This is a genomic window from Klebsiella pasteurii (assembly GCF_018139045.1).
GTDB classification, from domain to species: domain Bacteria; phylum Pseudomonadota; class Gammaproteobacteria; order Enterobacterales; family Enterobacteriaceae; genus Klebsiella; species Klebsiella grimontii.
Map to the genome: position 1 here is coordinate 5,759,529 of NZ_CP073236.1, position 15,021 is coordinate 5,774,549.

Genomic DNA, 15,021 nt, shown 5'->3' on the forward strand with positions numbered 1-15,021 from the left:
GAATTGCATGAGCAGTAACTTCAGACATCATCTGTTGAGTCTGTCGTTACTGGTTGGCATAGCGGCCCCCTGGGCCGCTTTTGCTCAGGCGCCAATCAGTAGTGTCGGCTCAGGCTCGGTCGAAGACCGCGTCACTCAACTCGAGCGTATTTCCAATGCGCACAGCCAGCTTTTAACCCAACTCCAGCAACAACTCTCCGATAATCAGTCCGATATTGATTCCCTGCGCGGTCAAATTCAGGAAAGCCAGTATCAGCTGAATCAGGTTGTTGAGCGCCAGAAGCAGATCCTGCTGCAGATCGATGGTTTGAGCAGCGGCGGCGCAACGGGAGCGCAAACCCAGACGTCAACTGGCGATCAGGGGGCTGCGGCTAGCGCGCCAGCGGCTTCGTCAGGCGCTCCGGCGTCAACCGGCGACGCCAACACCGATTACAACGCGGCTATCGCGCTGGTGAAGGATCCTGCCCGCCAGGACGACGCCATGGCGGCTTTCCAGAACTTCGTCAAAAAGTATCCTGATTCAACCTACCAGCCGAACGCCAACTACTGGCTCGGTCAGTTGAATTACAACAAGGGTAAAAAAGACGATGCGGCGTACTATTTCGCTTCCGTGGTGAAAAACTACCCTAAATCCCCGAAGGCGCCCGATGCGATGTTTAAAGTCGGCGTTATCATGCAGGACAAAGGCGATACCGCAAAAGCGAAGGCGGTTTACCAACAGGTGGTCAGTAAATTTCCTGGCACTGATGGGGCCAAACAAGCGCAAAAACGCCTTAACGCACTCGGATGATTATGGCATGACCAGAAATCGCATCATTTCTGGTCTTGTCGCATGAATCCTAAGCAGTTAAGCGATCTTTATCTAAATTGTTGTTGCGCTGAATTCTGAAATCAGTAATATATGCCGCCGTTGCCAAGGGATATCGAACAAGCCCAAAGCGGCGAAAATAGCGGGTCGTTAGCTCAGTTGGTAGAGCAGTTGACTTTTAATCAATTGGTCGCAGGTTCGAATCCTGCACGACCCACCAATCGTTCTGGTGGAACGCGATAGTAAAACGTGAAGGATAACGTTGCGTCAGCAACGGCCATAGGGCGAGGCGAAGCCGAGTCATCCTGCACGACCCACCGCGAAAAGATGTATCCAGCGCAGTATCGGGTGATTAGCTCAGCTGGGAGAGCACCTCCCTTACAAGGAGGGGGTCGGCGGTTCGATCCCGTCATCACCCACCACTCGGGTCGTTAGCTCAGTTGGTAGAGCAGTTGACTTTTAATCAATTGGTCGCAGGTTCGAATCCTGCACGACCCACCAATTTAACATCGAACTCAGATGTTAAGCGTGAAGGATAACGTTGCGTCAGCAGCGGCCCCTTAGGGCGAGCGAAAGCGAGTCATCCTGCACGACCCACCAATTATGAATTGGTGACGAGTAAAGAATATTCAGGAAGTACCCGAGCGGGTCGTTAGCTCAGTTGGTAGAGCAGTTGACTTTTAATCAATTGGTCGCAGGTTCGAATCCTGCACGACCCACCAATGCTTAGGTGAGCACTGGTAGCAAGCGTAAAGGATAACGTTGCGACAGCAACGGCCCGTAGGGCGAGGCGAAGCCGAGTCATCCTGTACGACCCACCATCCTGAATCGTTCCAGTTAGCAGTAAACCCGCAAGGGGTCGTTAGCTCAGTTGGTAGAGCAGTTGACTTTTAATCAATTGGTCGCAGGTTCGAATCCTGCACGACCCACCAATGTAAAAAAGCGCCCTAAAGGCGCTTTTTTACTATCTGCGATATACAAGATTCGAACCTGCCGCAGGTTTGAGTCGAACGAAAAGAGACAACGGAGCCGCCTGCGGCGACGGCCCGAAGGGCGAGCGAAGCGAGTCATCCTGCACGACCCACCAATGTAAAAAAGCGCCCTAAAGGCGCTTTTTTACTATCTGCGATATACAAGATTCGAACCTGCCGCAGGTTTGAGTCGAACGAAGAGAGACAACGGAGCCGCCTGCGGCGACGGCCCGAAGGGCGAGCGAAGCGAGTCATCCTGCACGACCCACCAATGCAAAAAAGCGCCCTAAAGGCGCTTTTTTGCTATCCAGCCTTTGCTTAAATTATTACAACCATCCCAAGCTGCGCCATTTCACTTTATCGTTGTACGCACCGTAGGCGCCGCTAGCATGGGCCGGTAGCCCGGATAGATGCGCAGCATCGCCTCCGGGAAATGCTCCCTGAGGGGCAAAATTCCTCACGACATTTTCCCCACAATCGGCTATCTTGTTTAGCATATAAAACACCATGGCCGACTAATACCTCTCTACAGGCATTATCACGGTCTGAAAGTTAAGCCAGCGAAACGAGACTGCAAGATGAGCGTAATGTTTGACCCGGAAGCGGCGATTTATCCTTTTCCTCCGAAGCCAATGCCGTTAAACCGCGATGAGAAGCACTTTTACCGCGAAAAAATTAAACGCCTGCTGCGTGAGCGCGATGCGGTGATGGTGGCTCATTACTACACCGACCCCGAAATCCAGCAGCTGGCCGAAGAGACCGGCGGTTGTATCTCCGATTCCCTGGAGATGGCGCGCTTCGGCGCCCGACATTCCGCCTCAACGCTGCTGGTTGCCGGCGTGCGCTTTATGGGAGAAACGGCAAAAATCCTCAGCCCGGAAAAAACCATCCTGATGCCTACGTTGCATGCGGAGTGTTCGCTCGATCTGGGCTGTCCGATCGAGGCGTTTAGCGCTTTCTGCGATGCTCATCCGGATCGTACAGTCGTGGTCTATGCCAATACTTCAGCGGCGGTTAAGGCGCGCGCCGACTGGGTTGTGACGTCGAGCATCGCCGTGGAACTCATTGAGCATCTTGATAGCTTAGGTGAAAAAATCATCTGGGCGCCTGACCGTCATTTAGGCAGCTATGTGCAAAAACAGACCGGCGCCGATGTACTGTGCTGGCAGGGCGCCTGTATAGTTCATGATGAATTCAAAACTCAAGCGCTGGCAAGAATGAAGGCGCTTTATCCCCAGGCCGCGGTGCTGGTTCACCCGGAATCACCGCAGGCGATTGTTAATATGGCTGACGCTGTGGGGTCGACCAGCCAGTTGATCAATGCTGCAAAAACGCTGCCGCACAAGCAGCTCATCGTCGCCACCGACCGCGGCATTTTCTACAAAATGCAGCAGGCGGTACCGGAAAAAGAGCTACTGGAAGCGCCCACGGCAGGCGAAGGAGCAACCTGCCGGAGCTGCGCGCACTGTCCGTGGATGGCGATGAACGGCCTGCAGGCGATTGCTGAAGGGCTGGAGAAAGGGGGAGTTCAACATGAAATTCACGTTGATGAGCAGTTGCGGACCGGGGCGCTGGTTCCGCTAAACAGAATGCTCGATTTTGCGGCTACACTTCGGGGATAGATCATTACTGCGTCACAGAACGCGCTGGAGATAAGATGGATTTTTTTAGTACGCAGAACATATTAGTGCATATACCTATCGGCGCCGGGGGATATGACCTATCGTGGATTGAAGCGGTCGGCACCGTCGCTGGCCTGCTGTGCATCTGGCTGGCGAGCCTGGAGAAGATCGCTAACTATGCCTTCGGGCTGATCAACGTCACGCTGTTTGCCATTATCTTTTTTCAGATCCAGCTCTATGCCAGCCTTCTGCTACAGATCTTTTTCTTCGCGGCCAACGTCTACGGCTGGTACGCCTGGTCGCGGCAAACCAGTGATAACCAGGCGGAACTGCAAATCCGCTGGCTGCCGCTGCCGAAAGCGTTAGGCTGGCTGGCGGCCTGCGTGGTGGCGATTGGCCTGATGACGATATTTATTAACCCGGTGTTCGCGTTTCTGACACGGATTGCCGTGGCGCTGATGCAAACTCTGGGCCTGCAGGTCGCTATGCCGGAGCTGCAGCCGGACGCCTTCCCGTTCTGGGATTCCTGCATGATGGTGCTCTCCGTTGTGGCGATGATCCTGATGACGCGCAAATACGTCGAAAACTGGCTGCTGTGGGTGATGATTAACGTCATTAGCGTGGTGATTTTCGCCCTGCAGGGCGTTTATGCGATGTCACTCGAATACCTGTTGCTGACATTTATCGCGCTCAACGGCAGCCGCATGTGGATTAACAGCGCGCGTGAGCGCGGTTCTCACGCGTTTTCCCGTTAATGGTGGTGATGATGTCCAGGCCCGGCGTGCGTCATGTTCAGACGGCACTCCGGGCCTCTACAGGGCTGATACTCCATCTGTACCGTAATATGTTCAATCTCATACTTATGCTCCAGGAAGTTCAGGATCCGGTCCAGAAGACCGTCGTGATCGTGCGGCGGTACCACCTGCACGTGTAGCGTCATCACCGTTTTTTCTCCTACCAGCCAGGCATGAACGTGGTGTACGTCGCGAACTTCCGGTATCGAGCGGCGCAAATCGCGTTTTAATGCGTCGACGTTAAGCGAACGCGGCGCGCCCTCCAGCAGTTCATTGACGCTCTCCTGCAGCAGACGCCAGGCGCTGCGTAGAACCAGGCACGACACCAGCACGGACAGAATAGGATCGATAGGCGTCCAGCCGGTGGTGAGGATCACTATCGCGGCAATAATGGCGCCAACCGAACCGAGCAAATCCCCCAGCACATGCAGGGCGGCGGCGCGCACGTTGAGGTTGCGCTCCTCACTGCCGCGATGCAGGATCCAGAAGGCCAGAATATTGGCCAGCAGCCCGGCAACCGCAATAACCATCATCGTTTTACCGGCAACAGGCTGCGGATGATGAAAGCGCTGAATGGCCTCCCAGACAATGAGGATCGTAATGACCACCAGAGCAATGGCATTGAGAAATGCCGCCAGCGTGGTTAGCCGAAGCCAGCCAAAAGTATGTTGCGCATTTGGCGGCCGACTGGCGAAACGCACTGCCAGAAAGGCGAACAGCAGCGCTGCCGCGTCCGTCAACATATGTCCGGCATCGGCCAGCAGCGCCAGTGAACCTGAAATGAGTCCGCCTGCTACCTCAACCAACATGAACCCGGCAGTGACGCAAAACGCCAGCAGTAGCCGACGGGCATTTTTATCTTCAGTGGTTTGCGCAGAATTATGCGAGTGTGGTTGCCCCATGGTGCCTTCCCTACATTATTATTTTGATGATTACTTTATGACATGATTCCCTTTTTGGGGTGAATAAAATGAAAAAAGGAGAGCCTTAGCTCTCCTCCCTGGTGTTCGGCACTCAGCTTACTGGGTCGTACCGTCGGTTTTCGTCGCGTCGTCCTGACCGACCTTTTTATCAGTATCCGGACAGCGGCCATCTTTGCACATTGAGTTTTTGTGCACTTCATCGCTCGACATGCCGTCATGATTCATGGTCGAGCCGTCAGGGTGGAGCATGGTGCCGCCGGTATCGGTGGAACCAGAGTTGATTTTACCGTTGTCGACGTTGTTTGGTGCCACGTTTTCACGCGCATCTGGGGCGACCTGGCCGGCGTCAGCTGCTGCATTCGCTTGCCCGTTATTCGACTGTGCCCCGGTATCGGCGGCCAGTGCCGCGCCGCTGGCCAGACCCAGGGTTGCTGCGAGGAGAAGACTGGTTAGCTTGTTCATTTTCATTGGATGCTCCTGTTATGTCGATTTATCGGATTACCTCTTCCAATAGTGCATTTGCCGGAGGTTCCACTCGTTGTGGTTAAAGCTTCGGTATTAGCGAACGGCATTAATATATAATGCTGAATGCTAAAGAAAATTAAGTTCTAACAGTTAAAAATTATAGCTCGTGGCCATTATTCCGCGACTTTATGGTGTTTTTTAGCCTATTTCCAGGAATATTCTGCCGCTACTGTAAAATCACGTTTACACTTTTTGAGCGAAGAGATAGATTGGAGGGATTGCAATTAACTAGATAAGTATGGCAACGCTGGAAATAAGATGAATTATCAGAACGACGATTTACGCATTAAAGAGATCAACGAATTATTACCTCCCGTTGCGCTCCTGGAAAAATTCCCTGCTACCGAAAATGCCGCCAATACCGTTGCGCATGCGCGCAAAGCGATCCACCAGATCCTGAAAGGTAACGACGATCGGCTGCTGGTCGTGATTGGCCCGTGCTCCATCCACGATCCGGCGGCGGCGAAAGAGTACGCCGAACGCCTGCTCAAGCTTCGCGAGGAGCTTAAAGGGGAGCTGGAAATCGTGATGCGCGTTTATTTTGAAAAACCGCGCACCACCGTGGGCTGGAAAGGGCTGATTAACGATCCGCATATGGATAACAGCTTCCGCATCAACGATGGCCTGCGGATCGCGCGCAAGCTGCTGCTGGATATTAACGACAGCGGTCTGCCCGCTGCCGGGGAGTTCCTCGATATGATCACCCCGCAGTATCTTGCCGACCTGATGAGCTGGGGCGCGATTGGGGCGCGTACCACTGAGTCACAGGTGCATCGCGAGCTCTCTTCCGGCCTCTCCTGTCCGGTAGGCTTTAAAAACGGCACTGATGGCACCATCAAAGTCGCGATTGACGCTATCAACGCCGCCGGCGCGCCGCACTGTTTCCTGTCGGTGACCAAATGGGGGCATTCGGCGATTGTAAATACCAGCGGTAATAGCGATTGCCATATTATCCTGCGCGGCGGTAAAGAGCCGAACTACAGCGCCCAGCACGTGGCCGAAGTGAAGGTCGGTCTGGCGAAAGCAGGCCTGCCCGCTCAGATTATGATCGATTTCAGCCACGCCAACTCCAGCAAGCAGTTTAAAAAGCAGATGGAGGTCGGCGCAGACGTATGCCAGCAGGTTGCCGGCGGTGAGCGGTCGATTATGGGCGTGATGATCGAAAGCCATCTGGTGGAAGGCAATCAGAGTCTCGACAGCGGCGAGCCGTTGGTCTACGGCAAAAGCATTACCGATGCCTGCATCGGTTGGGAAGATACCGATACGCTTCTTCGTCAGCTGGCGAATGCGGTAAAAGCGCGTCGCGGTTAAGCTTTACGCCAAGTGTCAAAATAAAAAAGCGTGGATATCTCCACGCTTTTTTTACATCCGGCGAAAATTACTTCGCTTTACCCTGGTTCGCAACGGCAGCGGCTTTCGCAGCGATTTCGTCGGCGTTACCCAGATAGTAATGTTTGATAGGCTTGAAGTTCTCGTCGAACTCATACACCAGCGGTACGCCGGTCGGGATGTTCAGTTCGAGGATCTCTGCTTCCCCCATATTGTCGAGGTATTTCACCAGCGCGCGCAGGGAGTTGCCGTGAGCGGCGATAATCACGCGCTCACCGCTTTTCAGACGCGGCAGAATCGTTTCATTCCAGTACGGTACGACGCGGTCGATTGTCAGCGCCAGGCTCTCGGTCGTCGGCAGTTCAGCGTCGGTCAGTTTTGCGTAGCGCGGATCGTGGCCCGGATAGCGCTCGTCGTCTTTAGTCAACTCCGGCGGCGTTACCGCGAAGCCGCGACGCCACTGCTTAACCTGCTCATCACCGTATTTTTCAGCGGTTTCAGCTTTGTTCAGACCCTGCAGCGCACCGTAGTGACGCTCGTTCAGTTTCCAGGATTTCTCAACCGGCAGCCAGGCCTGATCCAGTTCGTCCAGCACGTTCCACAGGGTGTGGATGGCGCGTTTCAGCACAGAGGTATAAGCAAAGTCGAAGCTGAAGCCTTCTTCTTTCAGCAGCTTACCGGCCGCTTTTGCTTCACCCACGCCTTTTTCAGACAGGTCAACGTCATACCAACCGGTGAAACGGTTTTCGTTGTTCCATTGGCTTTCGCCGTGACGAACGAGTACCAGCTTAGTTACAGCCATACACTTACTCCTCAATACACGTCATCCTTCGCGCCGCTTCATCGTTGGCTACGTTTACTCACCCTGACGACATAGTTGACTATGCTCTCAGGATTCGCTCCAGTGCCGCCTTGATGCGACCCGAATGCGGTAGTGTATATATTTATTGATTGATAACTATTCTCATTATATTGCCGTGATTTACCTCACGGCAATGCTTATCCCTAACCATAGCGAAAATAGTCGCTCAGTGTAAGGTGCTTGTAAAACAGAGGTTATATTTTTGTCTGTAAGTGGCGTAATTTTCAGCGAAAGGATAAAAAAAGCCCTCCATCGGGAGGGCGGGGGGGTTATAGCGCAATAAACTGATATTCCGTCAGGCTGACGTACTCTTCGCCGGGGCGTAGCACGCAATCCGGCTGCGGCCATTCCGGATGGTTTGGCGAATCCGGCAGGAACTCGCTCTCCAGGGCCAGGCCTTGCCAGTCGTCGTACGGCTGCGCCGTGCGCGACGGCGTACCGGCGAGATAGTTGCCGGAGTAGAACTGCAGGGCCGGCGCGGAGGTATAAACCGTCATCTGCAGCTTTTCATCCTGCGACCAGACGTGAGCCGCCGGTCTGCCGGCATCGCCCAGCGCCTGGAGCAGAAAGGCGTGGTCGTAACCTTTCACTTTCTGCTGGTCTTCATCGCGCAGGAAATCGTCCGCCAGCACCTTCGGCGTGCGGAAATCGAAGCTGGTCAGGGTGACGTTTTGCAGATCGCCTCCCGGAATGCCATCGCTCTCGACGGGCAGGTAAACATCGGCCAGGATTTGCAGCTTATGATTACGCACGTCGCTCTGCACGCCATCCAGGTTAAAATAGACGTGGTTGGTCAGGTTCACCGGGCACGGTTGGTCAACGGTGGCGCGATACTCGATGGCGATCCGGTTATCGTCGGTCAGGCGGTAGTCTGCCGTTGCCGTCAGATTGCCGGGAAACCCCTGATCGCCATCGCGGGATGAGAGTGAAAACAGCGCGTGACGATCGTCGGCGCTGACAATCTGCCAGCGGCGCTTGTCAAAACCTTCAGGACCGCCGTGCAGCTGATGCCCCGCCTCGTTGGAAGGCGTCAGATTGACGGTGTGGCCATCAAGGGTAAAGCGGCTGTTGGCAATACGGTTAGCGTAACGGCCGACGGAGGCGCCGAGATAGGCGGCCTGTCGGGTATAGTCGCCAGGGTTCGCGCAGCCGAGCAGCGCTTCGCGTACGCTGCCGTCAGCCAGCGTCACGCGCGCGGAGAGCAGCGTCGCGCCCCAGTCCATCACCGTGACCGTCATGCCTGCGTCGTTACGCAGGGTAAGAAGATTCCACGGCTGGCCGTCCGGCGCCAGCTCCGTTGTTGGGTTTAGCATTGTCCAGCTCCCTGAGACGGTTTGCAGACGTAGAAGGTTTCTTTGATACCGGTTTTCGCTTCATACTCTTTGGCAACGGCCTGCTGTACGGTATCGACCAAATCTTCCGGCACCAGCGCGACGATACAGCCGCCGAAACCGCCGCCGGTCATGCGTACGCCGCCTTTATCGCCGATGGTCACCTTGACGATGTCCACCAGGGTATCAATCTGCGGGACGGTGATTTCAAAATCATCGCGCATGGAAGCGTGAGATTCCGCCATCAGTTCGCCCATCCGCTGCAGGTCGCCTTGCTCCAGCGCCACGGCGGCTTCTACGGTGCGCGCATTCTCGGTCAGCACGTGGCGAACGCGTTTGGCGACCACCGGGTCAAGCTCGTGGGCGACGGCATTGAATTCTTGCAGAGTCACATCGCGCAGGGCGGGTTGCTGGAAGAAACGCGCGCCGGTCTCACACTGCTCGCGGCGGGTGTTGTACTCGCTGCCGACCAGGGTGCGCTTAAAGTTACTGTTGATAATCACTACCGCCACGCCTTTCGGCATCGACACCGCTTTCGTTCCTAAGGTGCGGCAGTCGATCAGCAGGGCATGATCTTTTTTACCGAGCGCGGAGATCAGCTGGTCCATAATGCCGCAGTTGCAGCCGACGAACTGGTTTTCCGCTTCCTGGCCGTTCAGCGCGATCTGCGCACCGTCGAGCGGCAGATGGTACAGCTGCTGGAACACGGTGCCGACGGCGACTTCCAGCGAAGCCGAGGAGCTTAACCCTGCGCCCTGCGGCACGTTGCCGCTGATGACCAGATCCGCGCCGCCGAAAGCGTTATTCCGCTGCTGCAGGTGCTTGACCACGCCGCGAACGTAGTTCGACCACTGCTGGGTGTCGTGGCTGGTAATCGGCGAGTCGAGAGAGAATTCATCGGTCTGATTGGCGTAATCGGCGGCAATCACCCGGACGGTACGATCGTCGCGCGGCGCACAGGCGATGACCGTCTGATAATCAATGGCGCAGGGCAGTACGAACCCGTCGTTATAGTCGGTATGCTCGCCGATCAGGTTAACGCGGCCTGGGGCCTGGATAACATGACTGGCCGGATAGCCAAATTTCTCAGCAAACAGGGCTTGGGTGTTCTCTTTCAGACTCATGGTTATACTCCGGATTCGCGAAAATGGACGTCGCTCACAGCGCGCAGACGTTCGGCAGCCTGCTCGGCCGTCAGGTCACGCTGGGTTTCGGCCAGCATTTCATAGCCGACCATAAATTTGCGCACCGTCGCGGAGCGCAGCAGCGGCGGATAAAAATGCGCGTGCAGCTGCCAGTGATTATTCTCTTCATCGTTAAACGGCGCGCCGTGCCAGCCCATCGAGTAGGGGAATGAGCACTGGAACAGGTTGTCGTAACGGCTGGTCAGCTTTTTCAGCGCCAGCGCGAGGTCGCTGCGCTGGTCGTCGGTTAAATCAGTCAGGCGCTGTACGTGCGCTTTCGGCAGCAGCAGCGTCTCAAAGGGCCACGCTGCCCAGTAAGGGACCACCGCGAGCCAGTGTTCGGTCTCGACGACGGTGCGGCTACCGTCGGCTAATTCGCGCTGGGCGTAATCCACCAGCATCGGCGCGCCGTGCTCGGTGAAGTACGCTTTTTGCAGACGATCTTCGCGTTCCGCCTCGTTAGGCAGAAAGCTGTTTGCCCACACCTGGCCATGCGGGTGCGGGTTGGAGCAGCCCATCGCCGCGCCTTTATTTTCAAAAACCTGCACCCACGGGTAGGTTTTTCCAAGATCGGCGGTCTGCTCCTGCCACGTTTTAACCACGCCTTCCAGCGCCTCTACGCTCAGTTCTGGCAGCGTTTTGCTGTGATCTGGCGAGAAGCAGATGACCCGGCTGGTGCCGCGGGCGCTCTGACAGCGCATCAGCGGGTCGTCGCTTTCCGGGGCGTCTGGGGTATCGGTCATCAAAGCCGCAAAGTCATTGGTAAAAACAAACGTACCGGTGTAGTTCGGGTTTTTGTCGCCAGTGACGCGGGTATTACCCGGGCACAGGAAACAGTCCGGATCGTGCGCGGGCAAACTCTGTTTTGCCGGCGTTTCCTGCGCCCCTTGCCAGGGGCGCTTGGCGCGATGTGGAGAAACCAGAATCCACTGCCCGGTTAACGGGTTATAACGACGATGTGGATGGTCGACGGGGTTAAATACGCTCATGAAGGTTCCTTAGTCTGGATAACCCTGCGGATGACGGGACTGCCAGTGCCAGGTATCCTGCGCCATTTCGTCAAGGTTGCGCGTCACGCGCCAGTTCAGCTCGCGATCGGCCTTTTCAGCGTCCGCCCAGTAGGCCGGGAGGTCGCCTTCGCGGCGCGGCGCGAAGTGGTAGTTAATCGGTTTGCCGCAGGCTTTGCTAAAAGCGTTGACCACGTCGAGCACGCTGCTGCCGACGCCTGCGCCAAGGTTATAGATATGCACGCCGGCTTTATCAGCCAGTTTTTCCATCGCCGCGACGTGGCCGTCGGCCAGGTCCATGACGTGAATGTAGTCGCGCACGCCGGTGCCATCTTCGGTTGGGTAGTCGTTGCCGAATACCGCCAGCGATTCACGACGGCCGACTGCGACCTGCGCGATATACGGCATCAGGTTGTTCGGGATGCCCTGCGGATCTTCACCCATATCGCCCGACGGATGCGCGCCGACCGGGTTGAAGTAGCGCAGCAGCGCGATGCTCCAGTCCGGCTGCGCTTTTTGCAGGTCAGTCAGGATCTGCTCGACCATCAGCTTGCTTTTACCGTACGGGCTCTGCGGAGTCCCGGTCGGGAAGCTTTCGACATAAGGGATTTTTGGCTGGTCGCCATACACGGTGGCGGAGGAGCTGAAAATAAAGTTTTTTACGCCCGCGGCGCGCATGGCGGAAACGAGTTTCAGTGTGCCGGTTACGTTGTTGTCGTAGTATTCCAGCGGCTTGGCGACGGATTCGCCGACGGCTTTCAGGCCGGCGAAATGGATCACCGCTTCAATAGCGTGATCGTGAAGAATTTCCGTCATCAGCGCTTCATTACGAATGTCGCCTTCGACAAAGGTGGCGCTTTTCCCGCCGAGACGTTCAATGATCGGCAATACGCTGCGTTTACTGTTGCAGAGATTGTCGAGAATAATCACTTCGTGTCCCTGCAATAGCAGTTGAACGCAGGTGTGACTTCCAATGTAACCGCTACCACCTGTAACCAGTACTTTCATGATTCGCTCCAATAGGCTTATCGTGTGAGAAGAAGATAGCATACCAAAGAAGCCAAAAGTGTGACACAGGCCAAATTGGTGGAATCGTTTACACTAAAACTTTCAATCCGGCCGTTTTGGTTTTTTCATTGTAAAAACAGGGTGATGGTGTGAGTGATAGCTATTATTCTGAAAAAATCAGGGATCCGCAGACCCCTGTACAGGCTTAAATTTGCAGCGGCCCCTGCTGGTAAGTGTAACCGTCTCCACTCCTCACAAAGGCCAGACGGTGGGTAATGCAGTCCGGGGCGTCTTCGGCGTGGTGGGAGACAAACAGCAACTGCGTCGCCCCTTCGCTAATCAGCACATCGACAAAGCGACGCACCAGCTGACGGTTGAGCGGGTCGAGCCCCTGCAGCGGTTCATCGAGAATCAGCAGGGTCGGGTGTTTGACCAGGGCGCGGACGATCAGCGCCAGCCTCTGCTGCCCCCAGGAGAGGCTGTGGAACGGCGCGTCGGCGGTGCGTTTGTCGATACCCAGAATATCCAGCCAGTTTTGCACCAGCTTGTGCTGCTTATCGGAAACGGCTTGGTAGATGCCAATCGAGTCGAAGTAGCCCGAGAGAATCACGTTACGCACGTTGGTGCTGACGCGGTATTCAAGGTGCAGGCTGCTGCTGACGTAACCAATATGTTTTTTGATATCCCAGATGGTTTCACCGCTGCCGCGGCGGCGGCCGAACAGGGTCAGATCGTTACTGTATCCCTGGGGATGGTCGCCGGCGATCAGGCTGAGCAGCGTCGATTTACCGGCGCCGTTGGGGCCGACGATCTGCCAGTGTTCGCCGGGATTGACCGTCCAACTGAGGCGATTGATGATCGGGCGGTCGTTGTATGAAACCAGACCGTCGTTCAGCACGATGAGCGGCGCTTTGCTGTCCAGCGCAAGGCGCGCAGCCGGGGCGTCGGGTTCCGGCAGCGTCATGCCGTCAAGCTTTTCGCTATGCGCGAGCTGGGCAATCAGCGCCTGCTGTAGCAGGGTCTGCTTTTCGCCGGTTTCGCTCAGCATGCAGTCCGCCAGTACCCCGGCATACTGCACGAATGCCGGGATCTCGTCGAAACGATTGAGCACCAGAACAAGGGCGATACCTTCTTCGTTCAGCGTGGCCAACATCTCGGCGAGCTGCTGGCGCGAGGCGACATCGAGGCCGTCGAACGGCTCATCGAGGATAAGCAGGTCGGGATCGCCCATCAGCGCCTGGCACAGCAAGGTCTTGCGCGTTTCACCGGTAGAGAGGTATTTAAAGCGGCGCTCGAGCAGGTGGCTAATCGCAAACTGTTCAGCAAGGCGAGCGCAGCGGAAGGGGTCTTTAAACTCATCCTGGATAATTTCCGCCGTCGTGCGCCCGGTATCTTCTTCTCCTGGGCTGAGCAGATCGGTGTTGTTACGCTGCCACTCATCACTGACCAGCTTTTGCAGCTGCTCAAAAGAGAGACGGGTGATGCGCGAGAAGGTGCACTCGCGCTGCCCGCTTAGCAGGGTCAACTCGCCGGATAGCGCCCGCGCAAGCGCCGACTTCCCGCTACCGTTGCTGCCGACGAAAGCCCAGCTCTCGCCAGCCCGCACGCTGAGGTGTTCAATATTTAACGTTTTGGTATCGCTAAGACGAAACGTGCCTTGCGAAATTTGCAACAATGACATTGTGTATCCCACTTTTTGCAGCGATGTACTTCAGGGATACGTCTTCGCGAGCGCAATGTCAATGGCGTTAGCACAACGTGGCAAGAATGATGCGATCGGCGTTAAAATATGCTATCGCCTGCGCCCCTTCCGCCAGATCGCGCGTCTGTTCCAGCGGCAGGGTGGCGCAAAGGCTCTGCCCATCCGGGAGCGCCATGAGCACTTCGCACTGCTCCGCCCCGCGTTCGATGTGGGTGATACGTCCGGCCAGCTGGTTGTCCGCCTGTTTCGCCAGGGCTGAATCCTGGGTCATGCCGACCCACGGCGCTTTGAGCAGCACTAATACTTCCTGGCCTTCCGCAAGACCCAGACGATCGGCGCTTTGGGCGGTAATGGCGACTTTAAAGCGGGTTTGCCCATCGGCCAGCAGGACTTCAACGTGCTGCTGGACCTGCTGATGGTCGCGGCCGGTAATAGTGCCGAACCACTGGTTGCGCGCGCTGGTCTGTAGAGAGAATCGCGAAATAGCGGCCAGCAGGCTGTCGAGGGGAAGGGCATCATCATCGCTCAGGACATCGAAGGCTTTCTGCTGAATCTGCGCCAGCAAGTCGTAAAGCTGAATCAGCCGCTGCCCGTAGCGGGTGAGGACCGCGCCGCCGCCGCCTTTGCCGCCGGTCGCACGGTCAACCAGGGTCTGCTCGCTGAGCTGGTTCATCTCATTTATCGCATCCCATGCGCTTTTATAGCTGATGCCCGCGTTTTTTGCCCCCTGGCTAATCGAGCCGGTCTGGTCAATCTGTTTCAGCAGGGCGATACGGCGGGGATCGGCAAACAGGCGCTGCTGTAATTTGAGGGTAAGAAGGATTTCAGCCTGCATAATCATATCCTGATGAAAAAGAGTATTGTGACCGATAGCGGTCATCTTGCAAGGTGCATCTCTCACGGTGTCCAGTGAGGCACCGCACAAATGGGGCGTGTTTTTCCGGCTGAATTAGTT

13 protein-coding genes, 5 tRNA genes and 2 other RNA genes are annotated in these 15,021 nt (G+C 56.0%); 11 read left to right on the forward strand and 9 right to left on the reverse strand.

Features of this window, described 5'->3' with window-relative positions; all coding sequences use genetic code 11:
* The first annotated feature begins 7 nt into the window (after positions 1-7).
* The 10 genes from cpoB to pnuC all read left to right on the forward strand — a co-directional run bounded on the left by cpoB (position 8) and on the right by pnuC (position 4,156).
* Complete coding sequence (gene cpoB, locus KCG39_RS26855; RefSeq protein WP_004130587.1) at positions 8-790, forward strand: cell division protein CpoB; 783 nt, start codon at positions 8-10, stop codon at positions 788-790.
* A 162-nt stretch (positions 791-952) separates the two neighbouring features.
* Positions 953-1,028: transfer RNA gene (locus KCG39_RS26860), tRNA-Lys, on the forward strand.
* Positions 1,029-1,154: 126 nt separating this feature from the next.
* A tRNA-Val gene (locus tag KCG39_RS26865) sits at positions 1,155-1,230 on the forward strand.
* 3 nt (positions 1,231-1,233) lie between these two features.
* Positions 1,234-1,309, forward strand: a tRNA-Lys gene (locus tag KCG39_RS26870).
* Between the two features lie 145 nt (positions 1,310-1,454).
* Positions 1,455-1,530: transfer RNA gene (locus KCG39_RS26875), tRNA-Lys, on the forward strand.
* A gap of 134 nt (positions 1,531-1,664) precedes the next feature.
* Positions 1,665-1,740: transfer RNA gene (locus KCG39_RS26880), tRNA-Lys, on the forward strand.
* A 29-nt stretch (positions 1,741-1,769) separates the two neighbouring features.
* Positions 1,770-1,895, forward strand: a non-coding RNA gene (locus tag KCG39_RS26885) — RtT sRNA.
* Between the two features lie 29 nt (positions 1,896-1,924).
* A non-coding RNA gene (locus tag KCG39_RS26890) (RtT sRNA) lies at positions 1,925-2,050 on the forward strand.
* A gap of 307 nt (positions 2,051-2,357) precedes the next feature.
* Complete coding sequence (nadA, locus tag KCG39_RS26895; RefSeq protein ID WP_004130589.1) at positions 2,358-3,401, forward strand: quinolinate synthase NadA; 1,044 nt, start codon at positions 2,358-2,360, stop codon at positions 3,399-3,401.
* A 35-nt stretch (positions 3,402-3,436) separates the two neighbouring features.
* Positions 3,437-4,156: a nicotinamide riboside transporter PnuC gene (gene pnuC, locus KCG39_RS26900; protein WP_049116004.1), complete on the forward strand. Its 720-nt coding sequence runs from the start codon at positions 3,437-3,439 to the stop codon at positions 4,154-4,156.
* On the opposite strand, the gene zitB is transcribed toward pnuC, so the two are convergent.
* On the reverse strand, positions 4,153-5,097 hold the full coding sequence (gene zitB, locus KCG39_RS26905) for a CDF family zinc transporter ZitB (protein WP_142467793.1): 945 nt from the start codon (positions 5,095-5,097) through the stop codon (positions 4,153-4,155). The genes pnuC and zitB overlap by 4 nt on opposite strands.
* Positions 5,098-5,214: 117 nt before the next feature.
* The gene (locus tag KCG39_RS26910) at positions 5,215-5,586 is read right to left on the reverse strand and encodes a YbgS-like family protein (protein ID WP_004130594.1); all 372 of its coding nucleotides are present in this window, start codon (positions 5,584-5,586) and stop codon (positions 5,215-5,217) included.
* A 315-nt stretch (positions 5,587-5,901) separates the two neighbouring features.
* On the opposite strand from KCG39_RS26910, the gene aroG reads away from it, so the two are divergent.
* Positions 5,902-6,954 (forward strand): 3-deoxy-7-phosphoheptulonate synthase AroG, encoded by a 1,053-nt coding sequence (gene aroG, locus KCG39_RS26915; RefSeq protein WP_004130596.1) that lies wholly within the window; start codon positions 5,902-5,904, stop codon positions 6,952-6,954.
* A gap of 67 nt (positions 6,955-7,021) precedes the next feature.
* On the opposite strand, the gene gpmA is transcribed toward aroG, so the two are convergent.
* From gpmA to modE, 7 genes are all read right to left on the reverse strand, one after another.
* Positions 7,022-7,774, reverse strand: a complete 753-nt coding sequence (gene gpmA / locus KCG39_RS26920) for a 2,3-diphosphoglycerate-dependent phosphoglycerate mutase (RefSeq protein WP_004100351.1) — start codon at positions 7,772-7,774, stop codon at positions 7,022-7,024.
* Between the two features lie 329 nt (positions 7,775-8,103).
* A complete protein-coding gene (gene galM, locus KCG39_RS26925; RefSeq protein ID WP_004130598.1) occupies positions 8,104-9,147 on the reverse strand; it encodes a galactose-1-epimerase in 1,044 nt (347 codons plus the stop codon).
* On the reverse strand, positions 9,141-10,289 hold the full coding sequence (gene galK / locus KCG39_RS26930) for a galactokinase (RefSeq protein WP_004130599.1): 1,149 nt from the start codon (positions 10,287-10,289) through the stop codon (positions 9,141-9,143). Before galK ends, galM begins: the two co-directional genes overlap by 7 nt.
* Positions 10,290-10,291: 2 nt before the next feature.
* Entirely contained in the window at positions 10,292-11,338 is a 1,047-nt protein-coding gene (galT, locus tag KCG39_RS26935; protein WP_004130601.1) for a galactose-1-phosphate uridylyltransferase, read from the reverse strand.
* A gap of 9 nt (positions 11,339-11,347) precedes the next feature.
* Entirely contained in the window at positions 11,348-12,364 is a 1,017-nt protein-coding gene (galE, locus tag KCG39_RS26940) for a UDP-glucose 4-epimerase GalE (RefSeq protein ID WP_004130603.1), read from the reverse strand.
* A gap of 205 nt (positions 12,365-12,569) precedes the next feature.
* Complete coding sequence (gene modF / locus KCG39_RS26945) at positions 12,570-14,045, reverse strand: molybdate ABC transporter ATP-binding protein ModF (RefSeq protein WP_142467792.1); 1,476 nt, start codon at positions 14,043-14,045, stop codon at positions 12,570-12,572.
* Between the two features lie 67 nt (positions 14,046-14,112).
* Positions 14,113-14,901, reverse strand: coding sequence for a molybdenum-dependent transcriptional regulator (gene modE / locus KCG39_RS26950; protein WP_004130607.1), 789 nt, complete (start codon positions 14,899-14,901; stop codon positions 14,113-14,115).
* Positions 14,902-15,021 lie beyond the last annotated feature (120 nt).

Bases quoted from the DNA above. Each gene is read 5' to 3' on its own strand.
- cpoB (WP_004130587.1), top strand. From the start codon at position 8: ATGAGCAGTAACTTCAGACATCATCTGTTGAGTCTGTCGTTACTGGTT.
- nadA (WP_004130589.1), top strand. From the start codon at position 2,358: ATGAGCGTAATGTTTGACCCGGAAGCGGCGATTTATCCTTTTCCTCCG.
- pnuC (WP_049116004.1), top strand. From the start codon at position 3,437: ATGGATTTTTTTAGTACGCAGAACATATTAGTGCATATACCTATCGGC.
- zitB (WP_142467793.1), bottom strand. From the start codon at position 5,097: ATGGGGCAACCACACTCGCATAATTCTGCGCAAACCACTGAAGATAAA.
- KCG39_RS26910 (WP_004130594.1), bottom strand. From the start codon at position 5,586: ATGAAAATGAACAAGCTAACCAGTCTTCTCCTCGCAGCAACCCTGGGT.
- aroG (WP_004130596.1), top strand. From the start codon at position 5,902: ATGAATTATCAGAACGACGATTTACGCATTAAAGAGATCAACGAATTA.
- gpmA (WP_004100351.1), bottom strand. From the start codon at position 7,774: ATGGCTGTAACTAAGCTGGTACTCGTTCGTCACGGCGAAAGCCAATGG.
- galM (WP_004130598.1), bottom strand. From the start codon at position 9,147: ATGCTAAACCCAACAACGGAGCTGGCGCCGGACGGCCAGCCGTGGAAT.
- galK (WP_004130599.1), bottom strand. From the start codon at position 10,289: ATGAGTCTGAAAGAGAACACCCAAGCCCTGTTTGCTGAGAAATTTGGC.
- galT (WP_004130601.1), bottom strand. From the start codon at position 11,338: ATGAGCGTATTTAACCCCGTCGACCATCCACATCGTCGTTATAACCCG.
- galE (WP_004130603.1), bottom strand. From the start codon at position 12,364: ATGAAAGTACTGGTTACAGGTGGTAGCGGTTACATTGGAAGTCACACC.
- modF (WP_142467792.1), bottom strand. From the start codon at position 14,045: ATGTCATTGTTGCAAATTTCGCAAGGCACGTTTCGTCTTAGCGATACC.
- modE (WP_004130607.1), bottom strand. From the start codon at position 14,901: ATGCAGGCTGAAATCCTTCTTACCCTCAAATTACAGCAGCGCCTGTTT.